This is a genomic window from Streptomyces vastus (genome assembly GCF_039532825.1).
GTDB lineage: Bacteria > Actinomycetota > Actinomycetes > Streptomycetales > Streptomycetaceae > Streptomyces > Streptomyces vastus.
Map to the genome: position 1 here is coordinate 1 of NZ_BAAASJ010000028.1, position 24812 is coordinate 24812.

The 24812-nt window shown below is 70.9% G+C and carries 24 protein-coding genes; 17 read left to right on the plus strand and 7 right to left on the minus strand.

Annotation, left to right across the window (positions count from 1 at the left end):
* Positions 1–564 precede the first annotated feature (564 nt).
* From ABD357_RS13090 to ABD357_RS13100, 3 genes are all read left to right on the plus strand, one after another.
* Positions 565–1215 (plus strand): DUF4360 domain-containing protein, encoded by a 651-nt coding sequence (locus ABD357_RS13090; protein ID WP_344389952.1) that lies wholly within the window; start codon positions 565–567, stop codon positions 1213–1215.
* 194 nt (positions 1216–1409) lie between these two features.
* Entirely contained in the window at positions 1410–2246 is an 837-nt protein-coding gene (locus tag ABD357_RS13095) for an isocitrate lyase/PEP mutase family protein (RefSeq protein ID WP_344389953.1), read from the plus strand.
* A 266-nt stretch (positions 2247–2512) separates the two neighbouring features.
* Entirely contained in the window at positions 2513–3214 is a 702-nt protein-coding gene (locus ABD357_RS13100; RefSeq protein ID WP_344389954.1) for a bleomycin resistance protein, read from the plus strand.
* Here ABD357_RS13100 and ABD357_RS13105 read toward each other — a convergent pair.
* Positions 3211–4410, minus strand: a complete 1200-nt coding sequence (locus ABD357_RS13105; RefSeq protein ID WP_344389956.1) for a CdaR family transcriptional regulator — start codon at positions 4408–4410, stop codon at positions 3211–3213. The genes ABD357_RS13100 and ABD357_RS13105 overlap by 4 nt on opposite strands.
* A gap of 196 nt (positions 4411–4606) precedes the next feature.
* Between ABD357_RS13105 and ABD357_RS13110 the strand changes: the two genes are divergently transcribed.
* The 5 genes from ABD357_RS13110 to ABD357_RS13130 all read left to right on the plus strand — a co-directional run bounded on the left by ABD357_RS13110 (position 4607) and on the right by ABD357_RS13130 (position 10530).
* The gene (locus ABD357_RS13110; protein ID WP_344389957.1) at positions 4607–5545 is read left to right on the plus strand and encodes a substrate-binding periplasmic protein; all 939 of its coding nucleotides are present in this window, start codon (positions 4607–4609) and stop codon (positions 5543–5545) included.
* Positions 5546–5554: 9 nt separating this feature from the next.
* The gene (locus ABD357_RS13115) at positions 5555–6322 is read left to right on the plus strand and encodes an amino acid ABC transporter permease (RefSeq protein ID WP_344389959.1); all 768 of its coding nucleotides are present in this window, start codon (positions 5555–5557) and stop codon (positions 6320–6322) included.
* Positions 6319–7116, plus strand: coding sequence for an amino acid ABC transporter ATP-binding protein (locus ABD357_RS13120; protein ID WP_344389961.1), 798 nt, complete (start codon positions 6319–6321; stop codon positions 7114–7116). Before ABD357_RS13115 ends, ABD357_RS13120 begins: the two co-directional genes overlap by 4 nt.
* On the plus strand, positions 7113–8420 hold the full coding sequence (locus ABD357_RS13125; RefSeq protein ID WP_344389963.1) for an NAD(P)/FAD-dependent oxidoreductase: 1308 nt from the start codon (positions 7113–7115) through the stop codon (positions 8418–8420). Before ABD357_RS13120 ends, ABD357_RS13125 begins: the two co-directional genes overlap by 4 nt.
* A gap of 238 nt (positions 8421–8658) precedes the next feature.
* A complete protein-coding gene (locus tag ABD357_RS13130) occupies positions 8659–10530 on the plus strand; it encodes a LuxR family transcriptional regulator AbsR2 (RefSeq protein ID WP_344389964.1) in 1872 nt (623 codons plus the stop codon).
* A gap of 326 nt (positions 10531–10856) precedes the next feature.
* Here ABD357_RS13130 and ABD357_RS13135 read toward each other — a convergent pair whose 3' ends face one another.
* A complete protein-coding gene (locus ABD357_RS13135) occupies positions 10857–13421 on the minus strand; it encodes a CHAT domain-containing protein (RefSeq protein ID WP_425584851.1) in 2565 nt (854 codons plus the stop codon).
* A 193-nt stretch (positions 13422–13614) separates the two neighbouring features.
* Between ABD357_RS13135 and ABD357_RS13140 the strand changes: the two genes are divergently transcribed.
* The 3 genes from ABD357_RS13140 to ABD357_RS13150 all read left to right on the plus strand — a co-directional run bounded on the left by ABD357_RS13140 (position 13615) and on the right by ABD357_RS13150 (position 16249).
* Positions 13615–15060, plus strand: coding sequence for a S8/S53 family peptidase (locus tag ABD357_RS13140; protein WP_344389969.1), 1446 nt, complete (start codon positions 13615–13617; stop codon positions 15058–15060).
* A 95-nt stretch (positions 15061–15155) separates the two neighbouring features.
* Positions 15156–15731 carry an RNA polymerase sigma factor gene (locus tag ABD357_RS13145; RefSeq protein WP_344389970.1) on the plus strand — a complete coding sequence of 192 codons (576 nt, stop codon included), beginning with the start codon at positions 15156–15158 and terminating at the stop codon, positions 15729–15731.
* Positions 15728–16249, plus strand: a complete 522-nt coding sequence (locus ABD357_RS13150) for a hypothetical protein (RefSeq protein WP_344389972.1) — start codon at positions 15728–15730, stop codon at positions 16247–16249. Before ABD357_RS13145 ends, ABD357_RS13150 begins: the two co-directional genes overlap by 4 nt.
* Before the next feature lie 44 nt (positions 16250–16293).
* Here ABD357_RS13150 and ABD357_RS13155 read toward each other — a convergent pair whose 3' ends face one another.
* On the minus strand, positions 16294–16554 hold the full coding sequence (locus tag ABD357_RS13155) for a hypothetical protein (protein ID WP_344389973.1): 261 nt from the start codon (positions 16552–16554) through the stop codon (positions 16294–16296).
* 148 nt (positions 16555–16702) lie between these two features.
* Between ABD357_RS13155 and ABD357_RS13160 the strand changes: the two genes are divergently transcribed.
* From ABD357_RS13160 to ABD357_RS13170, 3 genes are all read left to right on the plus strand, one after another.
* The gene (locus ABD357_RS13160) at positions 16703–17164 is read left to right on the plus strand and encodes a TIGR03668 family PPOX class F420-dependent oxidoreductase (RefSeq protein ID WP_344389974.1); all 462 of its coding nucleotides are present in this window, start codon (positions 16703–16705) and stop codon (positions 17162–17164) included.
* 96 nt (positions 17165–17260) lie between these two features.
* Positions 17261–17680, plus strand: a complete 420-nt coding sequence (locus ABD357_RS13165; RefSeq protein WP_344389977.1) for a CBS domain-containing protein — start codon at positions 17261–17263, stop codon at positions 17678–17680.
* A 44-nt stretch (positions 17681–17724) separates the two neighbouring features.
* Positions 17725–18270: a DUF6886 family protein gene (locus tag ABD357_RS13170; protein WP_344389979.1), complete on the plus strand. Its 546-nt coding sequence runs from the start codon at positions 17725–17727 to the stop codon at positions 18268–18270.
* A 45-nt stretch (positions 18271–18315) separates the two neighbouring features.
* Here the strand turns inward: ABD357_RS13170 and ABD357_RS13175 are convergent, their stop codons facing one another.
* Positions 18316–18681 carry a cupin domain-containing protein gene (locus ABD357_RS13175; protein ID WP_344390002.1) on the minus strand — a complete coding sequence of 122 codons (366 nt, stop codon included), beginning with the start codon at positions 18679–18681 and terminating at the stop codon, positions 18316–18318.
* Positions 18682–18780: 99 nt separating this feature from the next.
* Entirely contained in the window at positions 18781–19248 is a 468-nt protein-coding gene (locus ABD357_RS13180) for a MarR family winged helix-turn-helix transcriptional regulator (protein ID WP_344389980.1), read from the minus strand.
* Between the two features lie 213 nt (positions 19249–19461).
* Between ABD357_RS13180 and ABD357_RS13185 the strand changes: the two genes are divergently transcribed.
* The 3 genes from ABD357_RS13185 to ABD357_RS13195 all read left to right on the plus strand — a co-directional run bounded on the left by ABD357_RS13185 (position 19462) and on the right by ABD357_RS13195 (position 21548).
* A complete protein-coding gene (locus ABD357_RS13185) occupies positions 19462–20430 on the plus strand; it encodes an alpha/beta hydrolase (protein ID WP_344389982.1) in 969 nt (322 codons plus the stop codon).
* Positions 20431–20501: 71 nt separating this feature from the next.
* Entirely contained in the window at positions 20502–20993 is a 492-nt protein-coding gene (locus ABD357_RS13190) for a peptidylprolyl isomerase (RefSeq protein ID WP_344389983.1), read from the plus strand.
* Between the two features lie 177 nt (positions 20994–21170).
* Complete coding sequence (locus tag ABD357_RS13195; protein ID WP_344389985.1) at positions 21171–21548, plus strand: DoxX family protein; 378 nt, start codon at positions 21171–21173, stop codon at positions 21546–21548.
* Between the two features lie 60 nt (positions 21549–21608).
* On the opposite strand, the gene ABD357_RS13200 is transcribed toward ABD357_RS13195, so the two are convergent.
* The gene (locus ABD357_RS13200; protein WP_344389986.1) at positions 21609–22979 is read right to left on the minus strand and encodes a carbohydrate-binding protein; all 1371 of its coding nucleotides are present in this window, start codon (positions 22977–22979) and stop codon (positions 21609–21611) included.
* 145 nt (positions 22980–23124) lie between these two features.
* Positions 23125–24789, minus strand: a complete 1665-nt coding sequence (locus tag ABD357_RS13205) for an alkaline phosphatase D family protein (protein ID WP_344389988.1) — start codon at positions 24787–24789, stop codon at positions 23125–23127.
* Between the last annotated feature and the right edge of the window lie 23 nt (positions 24790–24812).

A 24812-nucleotide genomic window follows, 5' to 3' on the forward strand; every position in this document is an offset into this window, starting at 1 on the left:
CCCGAGAGCTACCTCGCAGGCCTCGAACTCCGCGCCTCGATGATCTGGCTCGAAGACATCCTGCGAACAGCCGATTGATCACGACATCACACAGGCCCTAAGCCTGGACCGGTCACTGATCCTCCGTGCTGTTCGAGCTGTGTCCACAAGAAGAAACGGCGTTTAGATATGTGGACGCGCGACATTATGAGATCGACTGTGCCGAAGGCGTCAAGGTCCGTGCAGCAAGAGACTGAACACCCGCATGTTCACCGGCACTTCGCGCATGCGGGCGGGGTGGGATCCTGAATGGCTGGAGATCGCCCTAGTTCGCCGGTGCGCAGCCCCATACGATGCGCGATGGCTCACGGCCTTCACATTTCCTTCACGAGGTCGTGAGTGCGAGCTCGTGTTTGGCATGCACATGACCTACATGCTTTGCGTGCGCATGCCCACGCACTTGCTCCATCCGACGCACCTGGTCAGCGACGGTCTCCGCGCAGGCGGACACCGCACCCCCCAACCCCGGCGGCGCCGGCACCTGCCCGCACCGCCAGGACCACCGAAGCACCGGATTGGAAGAAGATGACTGGTGGACTGCTTCTGAGCGGCGCGGTCACAGCGCTGTTCGCCTCGACGCTCCCCGCGCCGCAGAGCTCCTCCGCGATCACCGACCCGCCCCCGGACAAGATCGTGATCGAGGTCGCCACGGTCAACGGGTCGGGTTGTCCCCGGGGGACGGCCGCCGTGGCCGTCTCGCCGGACAACACCGCCTTCACGGTGACGTACAGCGACTACCTCGCCCAGGTGGGCGGCGGCGCCAGTCCCACCGCGTTCCGCAAGAACTGCCAGCTCAACCTCATCGTCCACGTACCGCAAGGCTTCACCTACGCGGTCGCGAGCGCCGACTACAGAGGCTTCGCCTCGCTCCAGCCGGGTGCGAGCAGTACCCAGAAGGCCTCGTACTACTTCCAGGGATCACCGAACACGGAGTCCAGAACCCATCCGTTCAGAGGCCCCTACAACGACAACTGGCAGGCGACCGACACCACCGACTGGGCCCAACTGGTCTGGGCGCCCTGCGGAGTGCAGCGCAACTTCAACATCAACACCGAACTGCGGGTCAACGCGGGAACCTCCGCGCCCGGCAGTACGAGCTTCATGACCATGGACTCCACCGACGGTGACATCAGCACCATCTATCACCTGGCCTGGAAGGAGTGCCCCGGGAGGTAACGCGGGAACACGGCGACCCTGACCCGTTGTTCGCTGCTGACCGGGGTCCCACCCCGGTCAGCAGCGAACGCCCTTTCCCTGAGGGGGCGACGGTCGAGCAGGTCGTGTGGTCGGAACCAGCGGGCGGTCGAGCCGCACATGCACGTCGGATTCCTGCCAGCCGTCGCCCGGGTCCGGCTGGTTGAGTGATCCGCATGACGCCGAACCGCATCCTCCGTGACCAGGTCCTCGCCTTTCGCTCCCGCCACGTCCCCGGGCGTCCGCTCGTCCTGCCGAACGCCTGGGACGCCACGAGCGCCCGCATTGTCGAGAACACGGGCGCCGCCGCGGTGGCGACCACGAGCGCGGGGCTTGCCTGGGCCCTTGGGGCGGCGGACGGCGACCGGCTGGACCGCGACCGGGCTCTCGGCGCCGTCGCACGCATCGTCAACGCGGTCCGGGTGCCGGTGTCCGCCGACATCGAGAGCGGCTACGCGCGGGACTCGGTCGGCGTCGGCGACACGATCCGCGCGGTGATCGCGGCGGGCGCGGTCGGTGTGAACATCGAGGACGCGCTGTACAGGAGCGGCGAAGGTCCGCTGCGGCCGGTGGCCGAACAGGCCGAGCGCCTCGCCGCCGCCCGCGAGGCCGCCGACACGGTGGGGGTGCCGTTGTTCGTGAACGCCCGGATCGACACCTTCCTCAGGGGCGCCGGGGGAGTGGACCTCACCCTGGAACGGGCAGCCGCCTTCCTCGCCGCCGGCGCCGACGGGATCTTCGTCCCCGGGGTCGTCGACCCGGTGACCGTGAAGGCGCTCGCCGAGGGCATCGATGCTCCGCTGAACGTGATGGCGGGCCCCGGGACCCCTCCGGTCGCCGAGCTCGCCGCGCTTGGCGTCGCGCGTGTGAGCATCGGGTCGGGCATTGCCCAGGCCGCGCATGCCGTAGTCCGCCGCGCCGCCCGGGAACTGCTGTGTGCGGGGACCTACGAGTCGCTGGCCGGAGGGCTCGACTACGGCGAGCTCAACGCGCTGCTGGGAAGCGGGCGTTAGAACTGCAACGGAATCTGCAGGTCGTGGTCTCGGCGTTTGCAGTGGGATCGGCGCTTCGTGCCTGGCTGCGTCGGCGGAAGCGTGATCAGCGCAGATGGTGTTCGCGCATGACGTTCGTCGCCCAGAGGACTCTTCGGTAAGGAGTGACTGCTGCGTGCCATAGATCAGCCCTGCCTTCCGAGTTGAGCCGATGTGGCAACGTACTCGCTGCGGTCGATCGGTTCACTTTCCCCACTTTCTATTCAATTTTGATTAGAGTGGTGGATGTGGCTGAGAAGACGATTCCGATCCTGCCGTGCCGGACCATTCAGTCCGTTCTCGACTTCTACACCGCCCTCGGGTTCGAGGTGACCTACCAACAGACGAGCCCCAATCCGTACGCGGTCGTCGAGCGCGGCGAAATCGAGCTGCAGTTCTTCGGCCTGAAGCGGTACGAGCCGACCGAGTCGTACAGCACGTGCTACGTGCTGACAGATGACGTCGACGGGCTGCACGAGTCCTTCCGGACCGGACTCAAGGCGGCGTACGGGAAGATCCCGACCCGCGGGCTGCCGCGCATCGGGGCGCTGAAGAACATGTCGTACGGGGTACGGCAGTTCCTGGTGACCGACCCGGGCGGCAACTGCGTCCGGATCGGGCAGCGGACGAGTGAGGACCAGCACCACCGGCCCGCGCCCAAGGAGACCTTCGCGCGGGCCCTCCATCACGCGTCGCTCCTCGCGGACTCGAAGGAGGATCCGGCTGCCGCTGCGAAGGTCATCGACCGGGTGTTGTGTCTCGAGGACGAGCGCCCCACGCCCGTGCAGCGGTTGCGCCTCCTCGTACTGCGTGCGGATGTCGCCGGGCGCCTGGGTGACGTGGAGACTGCGACATCCGCGCTCTCCGAGGCCGCCGCGGTCCAACTCGGCGCTCAGGAGCGGGAGTCGGTCCAGGACGACCTCGAGCGCCTCGCAGAGCTGCGGGCCTAGGAATCGCCGGCACGGGGTACGCCGCTGCCCAACTGGTCGGCCAGACAGGCCAGGTACAAAGCCATGGTGGTCCGATGCTCACGCAGCGGACGTCCGGTGATCTGCTCGATCTTGTTCATTCTGTAGACGACGGTGTTGCGGTGGATGTGCAGGGCCGCGGAGGCCCGTACGAGGTTGAAGCCGCTCTCGCACCAGGCGGTGATCGTGTCGCGGAGTACCGGCCAGTCCGGCTGGGTGCGCAGGTCCGCGGCGGTGAGGTCCAGCAGGCGGTTGCGGGCGGGCTGGCCCACCGCCGCCAGGACCTGGTGGACGCGGAGGTCGGTGATCAGGTGGACGGGGGAGTCCCCTGCCACGCGGCCGCCCAGGCGCAGCGCGTCGCAGGCGTCCTGGTAGGAGTCGTGCAGGTCGCCGACCGAGGAGGCGGGTTCGCCGATCCCGGCGCGGGCGGCGAGGCCGTCCTGGGCGGCGATGACGTCGGTGACCCGGCGGCAGTCGACGACCAGCGACGTCACCGGACGCCGGGCGGGCAGCCGGTGCAGTACGCCGATCCAGCCGGGCGCCGTGGTGGCGACGATGTCCTGGGGGTCGGCGAAGACCTCGCGCACCGTGCGGAGCAGTTCCGAGCGGATCAGAGCCATGTCCCGGGTCGGCGCCCCCTGGCGGCGGGCGCCCGCATCGGGCACCGTCACCTCGAACGCCACCGCCACCCGCCGAAGCCGCAGGTCGAAGCCCAGCTCGGCGGCCCGGAACAGCAGGAACTCGCCTTCCACGACATGAGGGTCGTACGAGGCGATGTCGGCGAGCAGTTTCTCGGCCGCCCGCTCGGCGAGCAGGCGGGAGCGCAGCATCACCGACTCCCGCAGCAGAATCTCCGTCTGGCGCTTCACCAGGAGTCCGAAGCGGCGCACCTGGGCGGGCGTACCCGTGATCCCGACCGTGCCCACCGCCTGCCCGTCCGTGACGAGCGGCAGGGTGACTCCGGGGCGTACTCCCCGCAGTTGGAGAGCCTGCGAGGTGTTGTGCGTGGCGGGCTCCTTCGTACGGATCACCTCGACGGACGCCTCGTGAAAGGTGCCGACCCGGCTGCTGTCGCCGCTGCCGATGACCGTGCCCGTCGCATCGGTGATCAGCACGTTGAAGCCGATGACCGCGGAGGTGTCCCCGGCGATCTCCTGCGCGAGTGACGGGCTCAGCATCAAGGCTCCTCCCGCCGCGGGGCCGTTGCCCGGACTGGACGCACCGTACAGTGCATCGAGCGATTTCGGCCATAAGTTCAGACGAAGTGACCGGTGACGTACCGCGAGCCTGTCCATAGCGTATGGGCCCTGTCACATCCCCCGCCGGGGCACAGCGAGGTGAACGGCGGACTCTTCAGTACCAGATGGGAAGGCCATGCCGATGACCCGTGTGCGCTCACTTGTGGCCGCTTTGTCCGCGACACTCCTGCTTTCGGCCACCGCTGCCTGCGGCTCGGACAGCGACGACGAACCGGCCAGCGTGTCCGCGAAGACCGCCGCGCTCGGCACCCTCACGCCGGGCGTGCTCAAGGTGGCCGTCCAGCCGTACGCCCCGTACACCAGTGTCCAGGGTGACAAGATCGTCGGACTGGACGGCGACATCCTCAACTACGCGGCGGACAAGCTGGGGTTGAAGGTCGAGCCCGAGGTGACGGACTTCGCGGGCATGCTCGCCGGAGTGCAGTCCCGCCGGGTGGACATCACCATCGGCGGCGTCGCCTGGTCCGAGGAGCGGCAGAAGCAGGGGCTGTTCACCGATCCGCCGTACTACTCGCCTCCGGCGATGGCCGTCAGAAACGGCAAGACGTACAAGACGGTCGACGACCTCAAGGGCCTGGAACTGGGCACGGTGGAGGGCTATGTCTGGGTCAAGTCGATCCAGGCCGTGCCCGACGCCAAGCTGCACGCCTACCCCGACGCCAACGGCGTCTTCGACGACCTCGGCGCGGGCCGGGTCGACGTCGGCTTCCTCGACCCGCTGATCATCATCGCGGCGCAGAAGGAACGGCCGGAGCTGAAGATCGAGACCCAGTACATGACGCCGCCGACCGCCGAGCAGGTGAAGGCGAAGCCCGCGTACGAGTACTTCCAGCCGTACCAGACCGGCTTCTACCTCCCCAAGAAGGCCACCAAGCTGGAGAAGGCGATCTCCGAGCAGATCGACGCCATGTACGAGAACGGCGAGATGGAGAAGCTCGTCAAGAAGTACGGCGGTGACCCGGAGCAGTTCCTCACACCCGACGCCGCCGTCGCCCCCGCGCGCCAAGGCGTGGACAGGCCCGCCGACTGGACGCCCCCGTCCCTCGCGAAGTGAGGGGCTGACATGTCCGGTCTCTTCCAAGTCCCTTGGTCCGACTACCAGTCCGACCTCGTCGACGCACTCTGGCGCACCATCTCCTACACCGTCGTGAGCTTCGTCGGCGCCGTACTGCTCGGCCTGGCGGTTGCCCTGCTCAGGCTGAGCAAGGTGTGGGCCGCGCGCGCCGTCGCCGCCGTCTACACCGAGGTCTTCAAGAACATCCCCCTCCTGGCCATCATCTTCCTGGCCTACTTCGGCCTGGCCTCGGCCGGGCTCAAGCTGGACGTGTTCACGGCCGGCTGCGTCAGCCTCGTCGTCTTCTACGCCGCCTACCTGTCCGAGATCTTCCGCTCCGCGATCAGCGGGGTGCACGCCGGACAGACGGAGGCGGGGGAGGCGCTGGGACTGGGCAGGGCAGGCATCTTCGGCCAGGTGATCCTGCCGCAGGCCGTCCGGCAGGCACTGCCCGGCACCAACACCTTTCTTGTCGACCTGCTGAAGTCCACATCGCTGCTGGTCACCATCTCCGCCGCCGAACTGATGTCAGAGGGGCGGCTGATCACCTCGTCGACCTTCCGTGCATTGGAGGTGTACCTGGTCATCTCGGCCATCTACTTCGCCCTCTGCTACCCGCTCTCCCAGCTCCTCCTGCTGCTGGAGCGGAAGGTCCGCGCGGGCGTACCCCTGTCCCCGTGGCGACGGCGCCGGATGCGGGCCGCCCGCGCACTGCTTGCGGCCGACATCTCGGCCGGCACCGACCGCAAGGCCGACCGGAAGGAGGCGGCGGTATGACCGAGCCCGTCACCACAGCGAAGACCGTCATACCGGCGGCCACCACCGAGGCCGTCGTACGGATCGAGGGCCTCAGCAAGTCCTTCGACGGCCGTCTCGTCCTCGACAACGTGAACCTGGAGGTCGACCGGGGCCGGATCGTCAGCGTCATCGGGCAGAGCGGCGGCGGCAAGACGACCCTGATGCGCTGCGTCAACCTGCTGGAACGGCCGGACGGCGGCACGGTCGAGGTCGCCGGTGAAGTGGTGCACAACGGCGGCAAGATGGTCTGCCGCGACCTGCCCCGGCTGCGCCGTACGGTCGGCATGGTCTTCCAGCGGTTCAACCTGTTCCCGCATCTCACCGCCGTGGAGAACGTCGTCCTGGCCCAGCGCAAGGCGGGCGTCCCTGAAGAGGAGGCGCTGGAGCGGGCCGTCGCGCTGCTGCGCCGCGTCGGGGTGGCCCACCGCGGGCTCGCCCAGCCCGAGCAGCTCTCCGGCGGTGAGCAGCAGCGCGTCGCCATCGCACGGGCCCTCGCCCTCAAGCCCGAGGTGCTGCTCTTCGACGAACCCACCTCCTCCCTGGACCCCGAGGCCACCCGCGAGGTGCTGAACGTGATGCGGGAACTCGCCGCGGACGGAATGACGATGCTGCTGGTCACCCATGAACTGCCGTTCGCCCGCGAGGTGTCCGACCACGTCGTCTTCGTCGACGGCGGCCGGATCGTGGAGGAGGGCAGGCCCGAGGACGTCATCGACCACCCCGCCCAAGCTCGGACCCGCGAGTTCCTCGCCTCGTACGGGCCCACGTCATGACCGGTGCATCCCCTGTGGCCGGTGCGGCGGGCCCGCTCGGCGACAGCCCCGTCGTGGTTGTCGGGGGCGGCGTCGTCGGACTGTGCACGGCGTACTACCTGGCCGCGGCCGGTCTTCCGGTGGAGGTCGTCGAGCGGCGCGCACTGGGCTCCGGGGCCTCCCGGGGCAACGCCGGATGGGTCTGCCTCAGCCATTCCACGCCCGTCCCGGCGCCCGGAGTGGTGCGCTACGCCCTCCGCTCGCTGGGACAGCCGGACTCGCCGCTCTATCTGCGGCCCCTGCCGGATCCGGCGTTCGTACGGTGGTTGTGGCGGTTCTGGCGCAGCAGCACACCGGCCGCCTTCCGGCGCGGTTACGCGGCGATCGCCGAGCTGAACCGCGACACCTTCGACCTCTTCGACGGCCTGCGCGAGAACGGGGTGGCCACGACGCTGACTCGGCCCGGCATGGTGCACGCCTTCCTGTCGCCGGCCGAGGCCCGCCACCATCTCGCGATCCAACGGCAGATGGCGGACGGCCGCTACCCGATGCCCGACGACGTCACCACCGGACCCGAGGCGCATCTGCTGGACGACGCGCTGGCGCCCGGGGTGCGCGCGGCCTACCTCGTCGAGGGGGAGGGCGTGGTCGATCCGGAGGAGTTCGCACAAGGGCTGGGAGAGGCGCTGGCCGACGCGGGGGTGAAGGTCCACGAGAACGCGGAGGCCACAGGGTTCCGGTCGACCGCGGGGCGCATCGCCGCGCTGCGGACCACACAGGGCGAGATTCCCTGTGCGGCCGTCGTGGTCGCGGCCGGGATGCGCTCGCCGCACCTGCTGCGTTCACTGGGACAGCCGCTGCCCCTCCAGGCGGGCAAGGGCTACAGCTTCTCGGTGGAGCTGGACCGGGCACCCCGGCACACGCTGTACTTCGGCGAACGCAGGGCCGTCGCCTCACCGATCGGCGGCACCACGCGGATCGGCGGCACGATGGAGCTGAGCGGCAACAACAACCGGCTCGACTGGCGCCGTATCGTCGCCGTCGCCCTCGCCAGCAGGCACTATCTCGGCCGCTGGTTCGACGACCCGGACGACCTCGTCGGCCTGATCCGCGACCCCTGGGTCGGCGGCCGGCCGTTCCTCCCCGACGGGCTCCCGGTGATCGACCGCGTCCCCGGCCACCACAACGCCTTCGCGGCCACCGGCCACGGCATGCTCGGCGTCACGCTCGGCCCGGCCACCGGGCACCATCTCGCCGAGTACATCCGCACCGGCCGACGGCCCGAGGCCCTTGCACCCTTCCGTTTCGACCGGCTGATCCGCTGATCCGCTGATCCGCTGGGGCGCTGAGGTGCGGCGTGCGGCTCCGCGACGGAGCCTCGGGGCGTGGTCGAGGACGTCACCCTCCCCCATGAAGGTGACGTCCTCGACCGCTCCCCCGGTGCCGGAACATGGCCTGTGGCCTGCGCACAGGATGCCGCCTGCCGCCTGCCGGGCGCCTGAGTCGAGGGGTACTCAATTCACCGTGTATCAGGGGTGAGTAGCCCGACTCTTCTTGTACGTGATGACTTACGAACGGGACGCGAAGACCCTGGAACTGCCCTGGCCGTTCACCGGACGCGAAGGCGAACTGGACCTGATCCGCAGGTCGCTGGCCGCCGGACGGCACGGCATCGTGGTGACGGGCCCCGCGGGCTGCGGCAAGACCCGGCTCGTCACTCAGGCCGTCCGCGACACCGGCTGCGCGAAGGTGACGGGGACGCCGCAGACCCGGCAGCTGCCCTTCGCCGCGTTCGCGCACCTGCTGCCGGAGACGGTCTCCCTGCACCGCGCCGTCCAACTACTCGTGGGCGTACGGCTGTTGATTGTCGACGACGCGCATCTGCTGGACGACGCGTCGGCCGCGCTGGTTCACCAGCTGGCCGTGCACGGACGTACCCGCCTGCTCGTCGTCGTGACGGACGGCGAGCCGGTCCCCGGCGCGATCTCCCGGCTGTGGACCGGAGAGCTGCTGCCGCGCCTTGGCCTGGAGCCGCTGCCGCGTGAGGATCTGGCACAGCTCGTTGCCGCGGGCGCGGGCGGTGCGGCGGAGCCGCTCACCGTGAACCGGCTGCACCGGCTGTGCCAGGGGGACCTGCGGCTGCTGCGCGCCTTGCTCGGCGCGCTGCGCGAACGCGGACTGCCGACCCGGGGGTCCGACGCGTGGGCCTGGCGGGGCCCGGTGCCGGTGACCGCGACCCTGCGTGAACGAACCGCGAAGGCCCTGAACCGGCCCCACCCGGACGAACGGGCGGTCCTCGAACGGGTCGCGTTCAGCGAACCTTTGCCCCTCGATGTCGCCGAGCTGGACCTACGGATCCTCGAACTCCTCGAAGCGCAGGAACTGGTGGCCATCGACGGCCACTCCTCGGTCCGCCTCGCACACCCTCTCCATGGCCCGGTGCTCCGCTCCGAGGCAGGACAACTGCGGGCCAGGCGGCTGGCCCGTACCCCGTCCCGGTGCGGCCCGGCCCTCGACGCGGAGGCCGCCACTTTGGCGGGGCGGATCGAGCAGGCAGACGTACGGGACGTGCCGACGCCGATCGGAGACTGGCTGGCCGGGGAGGGCGCGGGCCCGGACAACTCGGTCCCCGCCGGGTACGCGATGCTCCGCGCCCGGTACGCACGGCTGCGCGGAGAGCTGCGCGAAGCCGTGGTCTGGGCGCGGGAAGGCCTGCGGGCGGCTCCGGACGACCGGGGCTGCCGTGCCGAACTGGCCCTGGCGGAGGCTCAGTTGGGCACCGTGACGGCAGCCGCTCCCAAGCTGCGTGCGGCGCATCCGGCGTCAGCAGGGGCGAACACCTGGCTGAGGGCCGCCCGGGGTGACGCCGCCGGGGCAGTGGAGTCGATCACAAGGGACGACGCCTACTCCCTGTATGACGCGGTGCGTCTCGGCGAACCCGCCCTGGTCGCGGACCGGTTGGCCCGGCTTCCCGGCGAACCCGCGGCCCTGCTGGCCCCGCACGCGGACGCACTCACCCGGGGTGACGGCCCGGCCCTGGACCGGGCCGCCGAACGCCTGGAACAGCGCGGCTTCCTGCTCTTCGCAGCCGAAGCGCACACGCAGGCCGCGTCGGCGCACCGCGACCCGCGTGCCGCCCGCATGTCGCGTACGCGCGCCGTAACCCTGGCCCGGCGCTGCCAGGGAGCCCGCACCCCGGCACTCTCCGGCCTGGTCCTGGGCGAACTCACAGCCCGCCAGCGGCAGATCGTCACCCTCGCAGCCGCCGGCCTGAGCAACCGCGAGATCGCGGACCAGCTGACCTTGTCGATCCGCACCGTCGGCAACCACCTCCACAGCGCCTACACCCGACTCGGCACGACCGACCGCGGCTCTCTGCCCCGGCTCGTACACGACCCGGAGGGAGCGGGAACGCTGGGCGCACGGTCAGCGTGACGCGCACCGGTGCGCTCCGCGCGACTGCCCCCGGCGGTTGAGCAGGGCGCCTACCGGGAGGGTGGGTTCAGTTCAAGGGCGACTGCGGGCCCGTCGTGGCTGATCGCGCAGTTCCCCGCGCCCCTAACGGGGCGCTCCTGGAGCCGTCCGCCACCATGCTCACCACCCGCCTACCAACACCGGGCCGTATGCCCCGCCCGCGACGGGCTGACGCACCGGCCCAAGGCCCCGACCCACGCACGGACCTGAGGGGCGCGGGGAACTGCGCGACCAGCCACGACGGCGCCGCAGCCGACAACGAACCCAACCGCCCAACCGCCGGAGGCTTACGCCGCCCCGAACGCCGTGAACGCCCACCCCGTCGCCTGATGCACCGCGTCGCCCGGCAGCGCGGCACGCGCGTCGCGCAGGGACTCGGCCAGGGACAGGCCGGAACTCAGGCCCTTGTGCAGCGCGAGCATCAACGGCACCACCGTGGCGTCGTTGACGGGGACGCCGCTCGCCACGACGCCCGCCGTGCCCAGCGGGAGCAGGGCCGTGACCAGGCCGAGCACCTCATCGGCGCCGACAGAGGCGAGGCGGGCGGTGTCGCAGCTGGACAGGATGATGCGGTACGGGCTGCGGTGGAGGCGTTCGAAGTCGTGCACGATCAGCGGGCCGTCGGCCATCCGCAGGGAGGAGAAGAGAGGGCTGTCCGCGCGGAAGGTGCCGTGCGCGGCGATGTGCGCGAGCACGGCGCCGTCGAGCGAGTCCAGTACGCGCGGCGCGCGCGCCTCGTCGCCTTCCAGCACGGTCGTGTCGCCGTAGCGGCCGGCGAGTTCGGGCACCTCCGCGCCGCCGGTCGCAAGGCCAGGACCGCGGACCAGTACATGCCCTCCGTCCGGCGGCGGCTCGGTCTCCACAGCCCGCAGCCAGCTGCTCGCCGACGGCGAAACGCTCACCACACGCTCGCGCAGCGAGGGCAGCAGCGCCCACGGCACGCGGTGCAGCCTGGCCGGCGGCACCACCACGAGCGGGCCCGGGCCCAGGTGGGAGACGGCCGCGCCCAGCAGCAGTTCCTCCAGCAGCCGCCCCGCGGCCTCGAGCACCGGGAGCCTGCCCTCCGCCCCGGGATGAGCCAGCCGCCGCAGCCCGGCCTGCACATGCTCGGCCTCGGCCAGCACGTCCGCGAGCCGCCCGCCCTCGAACCGCCGTACGCGGCCCTCGCCGCAGAGCAGCACCTGTACCCGGCCGCCGAGCTCGGCGATCTCGACCAGCCGCCCCCCGCCCAGCCGCTCCAGCAGCCTGCCGGGATCGAACCGATGCCCGCCGCCCGGCACCTCACCGCGCATACGCAGCGTCCGGGACCGTATCTCCCGCTCAAGACGCCGCTGTTCACGCTCCAGCGCCGGCACCGGCCGCCCGTCGACGCGGGCCTCCTCCGCCCGGGCGGCGATCTCCCGGAAGGCGGTGAGATTCCGCGACAGGGCCGGATCGGCGGGCGGCCGGGTGGGCGGAGCCGACAGCACCGTGGCCCGCCAGCGCTCGCTCCACACCAGCAGCCGCCGCGGCCCGCCGGAGACCAGGCTGGCCCGCTGAGCCATCGCGGCGAGCTCCGCGCCCTGCGCGGTCGCCCGGGCGCGCAACTCGGAGGCACCGAGCGTCATCCGGTGGTCGTCGAGCACATCGAGCCCGCGCCGGCAGGCCTCCAGTACGCCCCGGCTCGAACCGGCCGCCTCGGCCCGCAGCGCCTGCGCGGCCCAGCCCGTCATCCGCGCCAGCGGCGGCCCGCTCCGCCGGCTGCGCGCGGCCACGCCCAGATGCCGCTCGGCCTCGGCCCGCCGGCCCAGGCGCAGCGCGATCCGCCCCGCGAGCAGCGACGCCTCGGGTGCGGCCGGCGAGCCGCATTCCGTCAGCCGCCCGGCCACGGCCGCGGCATCGGCGACCATCCGCCCCGAGGCACGCCCGGCCGCCAAGCGCGCCTCGATCAGCACCAGTTGGGCATGCGTCTCCCACCAGGCGCGCTGCTGGCCCGCGAAGAGACGGACGGCATCGGCCGCCCGGGCGATCGCGGTGTCCGGATCGCCCGCGAGGCGGGCGGCACGGGCGGCGGCCAGCAGCAGCTCCGCCTTGCGGGTGGTCTGGCCGCCGATACGGTCGAGCACACCGATCGCCACATCGGCTTCGGCCAGCGCCTCGGGCGCGAGACCGGCGGCCATCAGGACCTCGCAACGCCGGATGTAGAACACGAACACCGGGGTGCCCAGCTTCGCGTACCGCTCCTCGGCCTCGTCGAACAGCCGCAGCGCCGCGGGGATGTCGCCAGAGCGGAAAGCGGCCAGCGCCCGGCTCTCCACGACATCGGCCTTGTCGTGCTCCTGGCCGGTGGTGTCCCACAGCCTCTGAGCCGCCGTGAAGTCGGCCTCGGCCCGCTCCACCGCGCCGAGCGCCAGATGCACGGTGGCCCGCAGCGTCAGGGCGCGCGCCGTCCAGATCACATCGCCCGCCTGCCGCAGCACGGGCGTCGCCCGGCGCACATCGTCCAGCGCCTCACGATGGTGCCCCAGCACCCACCACACGTACGCCCGCCGGTACAGGACACGGGCGCGGGTGTGCCCCGTGCCCCGCGCGACGCCCCGCTCGAGCGCGGCAAGACCCTGCCGCGTACGGCCGGCGTGGACCAGCGCCACCCCCAGCGTGCCGAGGACGTCCGCCTCCCGGTCGGCCGAACCCGACCGTGCCGCGAGATCACGGGCGCGCCGCAGATGCCGCAGCGCGACCCGCAGATCCCCGAAGTCCCGCTGCCACATACCGATCACGTGATGGGCGACAGAGGCGTGCAGCGGCGAAGGATCGGTGTCCAGCACCGCCTCCGCCCTTGCCAGCGCCTCGCCGGGGCGGGCGAACACCATCGGGAGCAGCTCGAAAATCGTGTCGCTTCCGCCTGTCACTCAACGGATGCTAGGGCTGCGGGCAGTGCGGCAGCCAGGTGTGACGCCGAATCGGCCGTCACCGCTGCCGAATCGGTCAAACAGCGCCGCTGTATCAATCAGCCGGCACCCGGCTCTGATTGACGACCCGTCGACCGAAGGGGAGGGATACGCCATGGCACCACAGCGATTCCAGGAGCAGTTCGACCAGGTCCGACGCGCGATGCCGGACGTCCCCCTGGCGATGGGGCCGGACGACTCCGCCGAGTTCTTCTACGAGCAGGGGGTCGTCCTGGCCCGTGACGGCGAGGACGCACGGATCGTCGAGGACACCCTGCGGGCACGGTCCGCCGACATCCCGGGCCTCACCGCGGACAGCGTCCGCAGGGCAGGACCGGAGACGAACCGGTCCGGCATCACCCGTATCCAGGTGGGCGACCCGGCAGCAGGAATCCGATCGGGATCGGGCGACCGTGCCGTCGCGGGGGCGCTGCGGGCCATGCGCGAGGTGGAGGGCCGGGCCGAACGCCGCCTGGTGAGCCGCAACCACGTCGTGACGATCGCGGTCAACGCCTGCCCCGGCGACGAACCGGTGCCCGCCCAGCCCACCGTCACCGCCAACCCGACGCCTTCGGAAACGGCGTACGTCCCGGAGACCGCCGTCGGCGTCCTGGTGATCGACACCGGACTCATGCACGACTACCGGTCGTACCCCCCGCTGGCGCACGTCCAGGGCGACGGCGCGGTCGCCGAGACCGACGACCAGGGCTTCCTCAAGCAGTACGTCGGCCACGGCACGTTCATCGCGGGCCTCGTCGCGGCGGTCGCCCCCAACACCGACATCACGGTACGGGGGACCCTCGGCGACGTCGGCGCCATCCTGGAGTCCGAGTTCGGCGACAAGCTCTTCGAGGCCGTCGACCAGGACGGCTGGCCCGACCTCATCAGCCTCTCCGCCGGCACGTCGAACGGCAGCGCCGACGGCCTTCTCGGCCTGGAGCGCTTCATGGAGGAACTGCGCGACCAGCCCCGTACGCTGCTCATCGCGGCGGCCGGCAACAACGCAAGCGCCACCCCCTTCTGGCCCGCCGCCTACGCCGATGTCCCCGGCTACGAGGACGTGGTGCTGTCGGTCGGAGCGCTGCGCGGCGACGGCGAGTTCGGCGCCTGCTTCAGCAACCACGGCTCCTGGGTGAAGATCTACGCGCCGGGGGAGCGGCTGACCAGTTCGCTCACCGGCTTCGACACCCCCGTGCCGTACCTGTACCAGCACTCCACGTACGACGCCTGCCGGCACGGCTTCGCTTACGTCTGCACCTGCCGGCACCCGCAGCACATCGGCGTGTTGAGCGAGGAGCAGCAGCCCACGCCCGCCAAGCCGGAGCAGGTGATGTTCGAGGGGCTCGCGCAGTGGAGCGGCACCTCGTTCGCCACCCCGGTGACCGCCGCGATGATCGCCGCCCATATGACGGCGCACAAGGAGAGCGACCCCCGGGCCGCCCGGCGGCAGCTGCTGTCGGCGAACCGCGACCACGCGGAGGTACGCGGCGCAGTCGTGCCCGCGCTGCGCCCACCGACCTGGAGCCCCGTCCCGGTCGCCACGCCCTCCGCGACGGCATGACCTCCTGCTCGGGCACGGTCCTCTTGTCCCGGATCACGGCCGGAATCCCCCACTCCGCGGCGTACGATGACTTGCCGTACACGAGGGGTGGGGCCGTGGATCGTGATGCTGTCGGTGCGCTCGTCCAGTCCGCCGCCGACGGGGACGCGGCGGCCTGGAAAGCGCTGGTGGACGGGTTGAGCCCGCTGGTGTGGTCCGTCGTACGCGCGCACCGGCTCTCCGACGCCGACGGGCACGAGGTGTACCAGACCGCCTGGTTCCGCTTCGCCCAGCACCTCGGGCGGATCCGCGAACCGCACAAGGCCGGGTCCTGGCTCGCGAGCACCGCGCGTCACGAGTGTCTGAAGGTCATCAAGAGCACCAGGCGGCTGACTCCCACGGACGACGCCCGGGTGCTCGACCGGATCAGTGAGGACCGTACGCCCGAGCAGACCCTGATCGAGTCCGAGGAGGCCGCCGCCGAGGCGGAACGCATTCGGCGGATGTGGCAGGAGTTCGAAGAACTGGGCGACCGCTGCCGGGAGTTGCTCCGCGTGCTGATGGCCTCCCCGCCGCCCAGCTACCAGGAGGTGTCCACCGCGCTGGGCATCGCCGTGGGCAGCATCGGACCCTTGCGCCAGCGCTGTCTGCGCCGCCTGCGCGCACGTCTCGTCGCCCGGGGGGTGCTGTGAACGACGACGATGGCAACGACACCTTCGACACCGAGGACACCCACGACTTCGACGACTTCGAGGCGTTCGAGGCGTCTCAGGACGACGCTCTCGAGGAGGCGCTGCGCCAGGCCGCCGCCATCCTGGACCCGGTGCCCGCCGGGCTGCGGCACATCGCCGTCGAGGCCTACGCCCTGCACGCGATGCGCGATGTGGACGCCCAGCTCGCCGAGTTGACGTTCGACTCACTCGTCGACGCCGCCCCGGTCCGAGGTGCGGACGTGCCCAGGATGCTGACCTTCAGCACGACCGCGCTCACCGTCGACGTAGAGGTGACGGCCCAGGGGATGACGGGCCAGCTGCTGCCGCCGCAGCCTGCCCGCATCGAGATCCTGGGCACCGCGCAGCCGGCGGCGGCCACCACGGTCACGGCCGACGACATGGGCCGCTTCCTCTGCGACCTGCTCCTCACCGGCCCGTTCGCCCTACGGCTGCGGACCGACGAGGAGGTCGTGGTGACGGAGTGGCTGCGCGTCTGAATCCCGCGTCGTGCCCAGGTGCCGAATCCGGTGCTGAAGCCCCGTCAGGCGAACCAGTCCTGCTGCGAACCGGACTGTGAACCGGACTGCGAATCGGGCTGTGAACCGGGCGGCTGGGGACGGGAGTTGGGGGCGTCAACCGGGGCGGGAACAGTGGGGGAGCGGGGTGGCCGGCCGGCAGGCGAGGGTTCCGCTTCGGCGATCCAGCCGAGTTCGCTCTGGAGCCGGCGGGCCTCGCTGCGGACCTGGAGCGGAATGTCGCCGCGTTCGGAGATCAGTTGGTCGTAGATCGGTGCGTCGTGCACGAGCGGTGCTTCTCCTCAGGTCGGTACGTCACCTCGACCTTAAGGCCGCCCCGTTCCCGCGTCGGACGTACCCCCGGCTCGGCCAGAAGCAGAACCCGCGCGACCATGGACGAACACCGAGGCGAACAAAGGTGGACGGAGGCTCCTCATGCCGGTCATGGACAACGCCGAGGCACGACGGCGGTTCTCCGAGGCCCGCGTGGCACGCCTGGCGACCTCGGACGCCGAGGGGCGCCCGCACCTGGTGCCGCTCGTGTTCGCCCGGCGCGGCGACGAGATCGTCACCGCCATCGACTGGAAGCCGAAGCGGCCGGGCCGGGTGAAGCGGCTGGACAACATCGCCGCCCACCCGGAGGTGTGCCTGCTGGTGGACGCGTACGACGAGGACTGGGACCGGCTGTGGTGGGTACGGGCGGACGGCACCGCCCGGGTCGTACAGCCGGACCGGCCGGAACAGGATGCGCGGGACGACTACGCCGCCGCGGTCGAACTGCTGCGGCAGAAGTACGCCCAGTATCGTGAGCGGCCCCCCGACGGGCCGGTGATCGTCGTCTCCGTACGACGGTGGCACGGCTGGCGCGCCCGCTCCGACGAGGACCCCGGCCGATGACATGGCACGGGAGCGTGCTTGGAGCCGCATACTGCGGGTACTGGGTCGGTCCAGCGGCGGCTGGGGATGTCGCCGCCCGTTCATCGGAGGACAGCGATGGCTCAGAAAGTCCGCGAGATCATGACGAGTGCCCCCGTCGCGGTGGGCACGCGTACCGCGGTCAGCGAGGTCGCGCACCGCATGCGTGACGAGGACATCGGCGCGGTGCTGGTCGCCGAGGGGAACGAACTGCGCGGCCTGGTCACCGACCGGGACCTCGTGGTGCGCGTACTCGCCGAGGACAAGAACCCCGCCGACACGACCGTGCAGTCCGCGTGCAGCCCGGAACTCGTCACCGTCACCCCTGACGACGAGGTGGGCCGCGCCGTGCAGTTGATGCGCGAACACTCCCTGCGCCGGCTTCCCGTCGTCGAGGGCAAGACCCCCGTGGGGATCGTCGCGCTGGGCGACCTCGCCATCGAGCGCGACCCGGAGTCCGCGCTGGGCGACATCAGCGCGGCCGCCCCCAACGAGTGACGCGCGACCGTCCCTGGGCGGTGGCGCTGCGGTAGAAACAGTGCATGCGCCCACGACCTGGCGAGGTACTGCACTTCTCGGAAGACCCGACGATCACCGAGTTCCGCCCGCACGTCGCCGCCACCGCCCAGCAGACGGAGGCGTATGTATGGGCCGTCGACCATACCCGGGCACCGGACTACTGGTTTCCCCGCCAGTGCCCGCGGGCCATGGCCTGGACGGTGTCGGGCACCTCGGCGTCCGACCGGGAACGCATCCTCGGTCCGGGCGGCGGCGAACGCGTGCACGCCATCGAGTACGGCTGGATGGAACGGTTCCTGAGCGGCCGGCTGTTCGCCTACCGGTTCTCCGCCGACGCCTTCCGGCCGTTCGGCGAACCCGTACCGCACGCCGTCGTGGCGAGCGAGCCCGTCGAACCGCTCGGCCCGCCCGAGCCGGTCGGCGACCTGCTCCAGCTCCACCGGGACGCCGGAATCCAGCTGCGCGTACTCGACAACCTCTGGGATTTCTGGGACGCCGTGATCACCAGCACGCTGGGATTCAGCGGCATCCGCCTGCGCAACGCGACGGTCAGACCCGTACGCAACTGATCCGGACGTAACCGATGCGTACGTAACCGAACCGGGAACGCCGGGCTATCCCTCCTTGGCCTTCGCGTACTCCTGGGCCATGCCGCCGGCGAAGTCGTACGCCACCACGGGTTCGTCACCGACTACCCAGGCGTCATGCCCGGGCGGGACGACGAAGACATCGCCGGATCCGACCTCGCTCTCGGCGCCGTCGTCCATGCGGACGCGCAGCCGTCCCTGGACGACATAGCCGTTGTGATGGACCTGGCAGCTCTCGGTCCCCGCGATCGGAGCCACGGACTCGGACCAGCGCCAGCCGGGCTCGAAGGTCGCCACGGCGAAGTCCAGCCCGGTGAGATGGACGGCTTCGAGGTGGCCCCTGGGGAAATCGCGCCGCTCATCCGGCTTTTCGACCGTCTTGACCTCGATCATCGTGCTTCCCTCCACTCTGACCATGTCCAGCACTCTCGCGGGCCTCCCTTCCATCGTCTGCCTGTCAACCGGGCACCGCCATCTGAGGGACCGGCGAGGTCAGTCCCCGGTGACGTTCGCGGTGAGCAGGCGGAGCAACTGCTTGGCCATGGCGTCCTGTTCGGGGGTCAGGCCCATGGCGTCACCGATGGCCACGGGCACGGCGTGGGCCCGTTCCCGAAGGCGCGCGCCGGCCTCGGTGAGACGGATGGAGACGGAACGCTCGTCGTCCGCACGGCGCTCGCGGCGGATCAGGCCGTGCGCTTCCAGGCGCTTGAGGAGGGGGGAGAGGGTGCTGGATTCCAGCTGGAGGGCGGTCCCCAGGTCGCGTACGGACACTGCGTCTGCGGCCTCACGTTCCCACAGCACGAGCATGACGAGGTACTGCGGGTAGGTGAGCCCGAGTTCGTCCAGCAGGGGCCGATAGCGCGCCGTGACCGCCCGCGAGGCCGCGTAGAGGGCGAAGCAGAGCTGGTCGTCGAGGAGCAGGGAGCCCTCCTGCCTCGGTTCCGCCCCGGTTGCGGTCATGGTCTCGCTCCCTTGTTCTGGTCCTGTGCCCGGCATGAGGTTCCTGTGCCCTGCATGAGGACGTCCACCCTATCTTTCGCGTCCTCTCGATTGTATCGAGAGCTAATGAGTTGTGCACGACCAAATAGCGCGCTACTATCTCATCGTGCCGCCGCTCCCCAGCGCAGACCGCCTCCGGAGTGTGCCCGCGGCATCCCATCCGAGGAGACCGCCATGACTGAGAACGCAGGCCCCCGCCCGGTCCTGGAGCCCGCCGCCCTGTCCTTCGCCGAGGCGACCGCGAACCCGCCGTACCTGTTCGACCTCGGCCCGGCGGACGGGCGCAAGCTCGTCGACGAGGTGCAGTCGGGCGAGGCCACCAAGCCCGCCGTCGACGAGGAGTGGGTCGTCGTGCCGGGCGGCCCCACCGGCCAGGTCCGCGCACGTATCGTGCGACCCGCGGGCGCAACGGGCGTTCTTCCGGTGATCGTGTACATACACGGCGCCGGCTGGGTCTTCGGCAACGCCCACACCCACGACCGCCTGGTGCGCGAACTCGCCGTCGGCACCGGCGCCGCGGTGGTCTTCCCCGAGTACGACCTGTCGCCCGAGGCCCGCTACCCCGTCGCCATCGAGCAGAACTACACCGTCGCCCGCTGGATCGTCACCGACGGCGCCGGCCACAACCTCGACGCCGACCGCATCGCGGTAGCCGGTGACTCGGTGGGCGGCAACATGAGCGCCGCGCTGACCCTGATGGCCAAGGAACGCGGCGACGTGCCGCTCGTCCAGCAGGTGCTCTTCTACCCGGTCACCGACGCCGCCTTCGACACCGGCTCCTACCACCAGTTCGCCGAGGGCTACTTCCTGCGCCGCGACGGCATGCAGTGGTTCTGGGACCAGTACACGACGGACGAGGCCCAGCGCGCCGAGATCACCGCCTCACCGCTGCGTGCCACAACCGAGCAACTCGCCGGGCTGCCCCCGGCGTTGGTCATCACCGCCGAGGCCGACGTCCTGCGCGACGAGGGCGAGGCCTACGCGGGCAAGCTCCGCAAGGCCGGCGTCCCGGTCACCGCGGTCCGCTACCAGGGCATCATCCACGACTTCGTGATGCTCAACGCCCTGCGCGAGACCCACGCGGCGGAAGCCGCCATCGCCCAGGCGGTCAGCACCCTGCGTACGGCCCTCGGCACCTCCTGACGCGACACGGCCGGGCCCCGGGAACGGGGCCCGAAGTGTGCGACGGCGGGTGAAGGTGTTTGGATGAAGCCATGAGCAACGTGTACTTCGACATCACCATCAACGACCAGCCCGCCGGCCGGATCGTCTTCAAGCTGTACGACGACGTGGTCCCCAAGACCGCGCGCAACTTCCGTGAACTGGCCACGGGCGAGCACGGCTTCGGCTACGAGGGCTCCGGCTTCCACCGGGTCATCCCCGACTTCATGCTCCAGGGCGGCGACTTCACCCGCGGCGACGGCACCGGCGGCAAGAGCATCTACGGCGAGAAGTTCGCCGACGAGAACTTCCAGCTGAAGCACACCAAGCCGGGACTGCTGTCCATGGCCAACGCCGGGCCGAACAGCAACGGCTCGCAGTTCTTCATCACGACGATCGTCACGGACTGGCTGGACGGCAAGCACGTCGTCTTCGGCGAGGTCGTCGAGGGCATGGACGTCGTCAAGGCCGTCGAGGCCCAGGGTTCCCGTTCCGGCGCCACCAGGGTGCCGATCAAGATCGCGAAGTCCGGCGTCGTCGCCTAGACGACGACAGCCGAAAGTACCGCGGTGACCTCCGCCGACCCGGCTTCCCGGGACGGCGGAGGCGCGGTGTGCCGGGACTCAACCGCCTGACGGGACAAGGGGCTTGAGGCCGCGGCGTTGCGCGGCAGCGCCTGCCCTCCCGTAGCGTTGCGCCGTATCCACGACTACGGAGGCACGATGGCCCCTTCCCGACGCTCCCCGCTCATACTCGCCGGTCTCCTCGCCACCGCCGGCGTGACGCACTTCGTCGCGCCGAAGCCGTACGACGCGACCATCCCCCGCATGCTGCCGGGATCCCCCCGGACGTGGACCTACGTCAGCGGCGCCGCCGAACTCGCCCTGGCGGCCGGACTCGCGCATCCCCGCACACGACGCACAGCGGCCCACGCCACGGCGGCGTTCTTCGTCGGGGTGTTCCCGGCCAATGTGCAGATGGCGCTCGACTGGCGACACCGCCCCACCGCCCTCAAGACCGCGGCATTCGGCCGCCTGCCCCTCCAGATCCCCCTCGTACTGTGGGCGAGGGGTGTCGCACGCGGCTCCCGTCAGGGGTGAGACCGGGCGCGGCGCGAGAGCCGGGTCCGGAGCCTCGCGCCGCATGAACCTGATCAGCTGTCAGAGGCGTTGCCACAGAGCCGGGGTGCCTGCGGGCTGCCACGCCGTCTGCGCCTGATGCGGCTGAAGGCACGCGTAGGTGACGCCGCCGTAGGTCACTTCGCTCCCGACGCCGTAGACCTGGCCCGGGGCCCAGGTGCCCGCCGGGTCGTCCGGGACGCCGCCGGGAGTGCCCGTGCTGCTCGTACTGGTCCTCAGGACGAGTCCATATGTTTCGAGCAGCGGGTTGATCGGCTGGTAGTAGGTCGTCCCGCCGCTCGTGCAGTCGCCGGAGCCGCCGGAGAGGACACCCTGCGCCTGGGTGCCCGCCACGACGGAGCCGCCGGAGTCGCCCGCCTCGGCGCACACGGTCGTCTCGGTCACGCCGTCGATGGTGCCCTCGTCGTAGCTGACGCTGGTGTCGTGCTGCTCGATCTTTCCGCAGCGCCAGCCGCTGGTGGAGCCGGACCGGCAGACCGCGGCGCCCACAAGAGCCTGCACCGAGCCGGTGACCTGGATGGTGCTTCCTTCCGCGGCCTTGACGTTGGGGGTCGCCGTCCAGTCGCCGTTGACGCGCACCCAGGCCATGTCGCGGCCCGGGAACGCGGCGGCTCCGAAGGTTCCCTGGGCGACCTTGTTGTAGCCGGCGGTACTGTCACCCTGTTTCCCGCAGTGGCCCGCGGTGGCGAAGCCCTGCTGCTCGTCCATGGTGACGGAGAACCCGACGGAGCAGCGGGTCTCCTCCTCGATGTGAAACGCGTCGCCGCCCCGGACGTCGTACAGCGCACGCGGCCGGTCCGCCGACACCTTGACGCCCACGAGCTTCCGGTCGACCCCGGACGCCGCGATGAGCGCGTTCCCGGCGGACCGGCTGGTCGCCTGCACCGTCACCCGGTTCGCCCGGACATCGACGTACCGGACCGGTGTGTCGAGGCCCTTGGTACGGGCAGTGGCGGCCTCCAGCTTCTCCTTGGCGGCTCTGAGCTCGTCCAGACCGGTCTTGGCGACCGCGGCGTGGGCGCCGGCGGCCTCGATGACGGGGACGTCCGCGACGTCGGTGGTGGCGACGGTGAGGTCGGCGGAGGTCGCGCCGTGCAGCCAGGCGCCCGCGAAGCGCTCGCCGAGCGTGTTCTGGAGACGGCCGGCGCGCGTGCCGGCCTCCGCCTCGTTCACGAGCCGCGCCTTGGCCTGCTCCTCCGTCAGGCGCAGATCGCGCCGCAGCGCGCTCAGTACTTCGGCCGACGGCTTGTGGGCGCCCAGCGTCTCGGCGGCTGACGTGGCGGTCGTCGGTACGGGGGGCTCGGCCGCCACGGCCGCAGGCGGCCCCGTCAGCATGAGTGTGCCGAGCACGGTCAGGGCGGCACAGCCTGCTCCGGCGGATCGATGGGCCATCAGGATGTCTCCTCGGGTTCGACGGTGAAAGGGCCTCGAATCCGTAGGTTTTGCCGCAATCATCACAAAAGATGTGCGGGCCTTCGGCTCTTCAGCCGAACAGGGAGGGGGGTACGGGCCGTACTCGCACGGTCCGGCATCGGCTTCACGCGGGTTCGAGTCCCGGGCGGCCCGCCTCCGTCACGAAGGACGCGGCCGTCGTGATGGGCGCACCCGGCGTCGTCACGGCGGACACGGTCCGGAAGTCGGCCCTCGCCGCCGCACGCCCCAGCTCGACCCGCACATAGCCGCGCCGCCCGTCGTAGAACCGCAGATGCGGATTGGCCGTGAGGTACGCCTCCCAGTCGGCGGGCCTTTGAACTCCGTCCCTGCCACTGGAGACGGACGTGGTGACGAACTCCGTGCCCACGGTCCTGGAGGCCGGGTCGTCGAAGACCTCCTTGATGTCGAAGGCGTAGCCCACATGGGCGTCACCCGTGAGAACCATCAGGTTGTGGATCCCGGCCGACCTCGCCCCGGAAAGCACCCGCTCGCGCGAGGCGCGGTAGCCGTCCCAGGTGTCCATGGACACCGCCGCCTGCGGGCCCGGACCGAGCTTGCGCTGGGAGAAAACCGCCTGCTGCGGCAGCACGTTCCACAGGGCGCCCGAGGTACGCCAGCCGTCGAGCAGCCAGCGCTCCTGCGCCGCTCCGGTGATGGTGCGCGCCGGATCGTCCGACTCGGGTCCGGGGACGTGCGGCATGTCGCCGTACGCCTGGTCCGAGCGGTACTGGCGGGTGTCGAGCACATCGAACTGGGCGAGCGTGCCCCACTGGAGACGGCGGAAGAGCCGGAGGTCGGGCCCCTGTGGCACCTGGGCGCCGCGCAGCGGCTGGTTCTCCCAGTACGCCCGGTAGGCGGCGGCGCGGCGCAGCAGGAACTCCTCGGGCGGATTGCCTTCCTCGTCGACGGCGTCCGCGTAGTTGTTCTCGGTCTCGTGGTCGTCCCAGGTGACGACGAAGGGGTGCGCCGCATGGACCGCGCGCAGATCCGGGTCGCTCTTGTAGAGCGCGTACCGCAGCCGGTACTCCTCGAGGGTCCTGGCCTCGCGGTTGAACAGTTCGGGCAGCTGACGATCGGTGTAACGGCGGTGGCCGCCCGCGGAGTTGACGGCGTACTCGTACAGATAGTCACCGAGATGGAAGACCACATCGACGTCGTCCTCGGCCAGATGCCGGTGCGCCGTGAAGTAGCCGTCGTGGTAGGCCTGGCAGGACACCGCGGCGAAGGTGAGCGCCGACACGGCGGCAGTCGTGGCGGGTGCCGTGCGGGTACGGCCCGTCTCGCTGATCCAGCTGCCGGTCCGGAAGCGGTAGTAGTACTCCCGGCCCGGCAGGAGGCCGCCGACCTCGGCGTGCACCGTGTGGTTGTACTCGGGGTGGGCCCAGACGGTGCCGCGCCGGACGGGCAGGTGGAAGGACTCGTCGGCCGCGACCTCCCATTGGACCTCGACCCGGCGCCCGGCCAGTCCGCCGCCCGGCTCGTACGGCGCGGGCGCGAGCCGGGTCCACAGCAGTACGGAGTCGGGGAGCGGGTCTCCGGAGGCGACACCGAGCGTGAAGGGGTCCTCCGAGATCCTCGCCGCATCGAACTCGGCGGCGCTCGCCGCGCCCGGGGCCGGCAGATGGGTGGCGAAGGCGAGGACGGCTGCCGCGGCGGTGAGGTTGAGCAAACCGCGCCGCCCGAAGTGCCGGGCGGCGCTGCGCAGTTGGCGGTCGTGCCGGGATGGCGCGTACCGGAGCGGTGGGCTGTGACGGCCTGGGGGTGTCATCGCCGCATGCTAAACAGACAAAG

Coding starts and splice junctions, on each gene's coding strand:
- ABD357_RS13090 (WP_344389952.1), top strand. CDS start 565: ATGACTGGTGGACTGCTTCTGAGCGGCGCGGTCACAGCGCTGTTCGCC.
- ABD357_RS13095 (WP_344389953.1), top strand. CDS start 1,410: ATGACGCCGAACCGCATCCTCCGTGACCAGGTCCTCGCCTTTCGCTCC.
- ABD357_RS13105 (WP_344389956.1), bottom strand. CDS start 4,410: ATGCTGAGCCCGTCACTCGCGCAGGAGATCGCCGGGGACACCTCCGCG.
- ABD357_RS13110 (WP_344389957.1), top strand. CDS start 4,607: ATGCCGATGACCCGTGTGCGCTCACTTGTGGCCGCTTTGTCCGCGACA.
- ABD357_RS13115 (WP_344389959.1), top strand. CDS start 5,555: ATGTCCGGTCTCTTCCAAGTCCCTTGGTCCGACTACCAGTCCGACCTC.
- ABD357_RS13120 (WP_344389961.1), top strand. CDS start 6,319: ATGACCGAGCCCGTCACCACAGCGAAGACCGTCATACCGGCGGCCACC.
- ABD357_RS13125 (WP_344389963.1), top strand. CDS start 7,113: ATGACCGGTGCATCCCCTGTGGCCGGTGCGGCGGGCCCGCTCGGCGAC.
- ABD357_RS13130 (WP_344389964.1), top strand. CDS start 8,659: ATGACTTACGAACGGGACGCGAAGACCCTGGAACTGCCCTGGCCGTTC.
- ABD357_RS13135 (WP_425584851.1), bottom strand. CDS start 13,421: ATGGTGTTCGCCCGCCCCGGCGAGGCGCTGGCAAGGGCGGAGGCGGTG.
- ABD357_RS13140 (WP_344389969.1), top strand. CDS start 13,615: ATGGCACCACAGCGATTCCAGGAGCAGTTCGACCAGGTCCGACGCGCG.
- ABD357_RS13160 (WP_344389974.1), top strand. CDS start 16,703: ATGCCGGTCATGGACAACGCCGAGGCACGACGGCGGTTCTCCGAGGCC.
- ABD357_RS13165 (WP_344389977.1), top strand. CDS start 17,261: ATGGCTCAGAAAGTCCGCGAGATCATGACGAGTGCCCCCGTCGCGGTG.
- ABD357_RS13170 (WP_344389979.1), top strand. CDS start 17,725: ATGCGCCCACGACCTGGCGAGGTACTGCACTTCTCGGAAGACCCGACG.
- ABD357_RS13175 (WP_344390002.1), bottom strand. CDS start 18,681: ATGATCGAGGTCAAGACGGTCGAAAAGCCGGATGAGCGGCGCGATTTC.
- ABD357_RS13180 (WP_344389980.1), bottom strand. CDS start 19,248: ATGACCGCAACCGGGGCGGAACCGAGGCAGGAGGGCTCCCTGCTCCTC.
- ABD357_RS13185 (WP_344389982.1), top strand. CDS start 19,462: ATGACTGAGAACGCAGGCCCCCGCCCGGTCCTGGAGCCCGCCGCCCTG.
- ABD357_RS13190 (WP_344389983.1), top strand. CDS start 20,502: ATGAGCAACGTGTACTTCGACATCACCATCAACGACCAGCCCGCCGGC.
- ABD357_RS13195 (WP_344389985.1), top strand. CDS start 21,171: ATGGCCCCTTCCCGACGCTCCCCGCTCATACTCGCCGGTCTCCTCGCC.
- ABD357_RS13200 (WP_344389986.1), bottom strand. CDS start 22,979: ATGGCCCATCGATCCGCCGGAGCAGGCTGTGCCGCCCTGACCGTGCTC.
- ABD357_RS13205 (WP_344389988.1), bottom strand. CDS start 24,789: ATGACACCCCCAGGCCGTCACAGCCCACCGCTCCGGTACGCGCCATCC.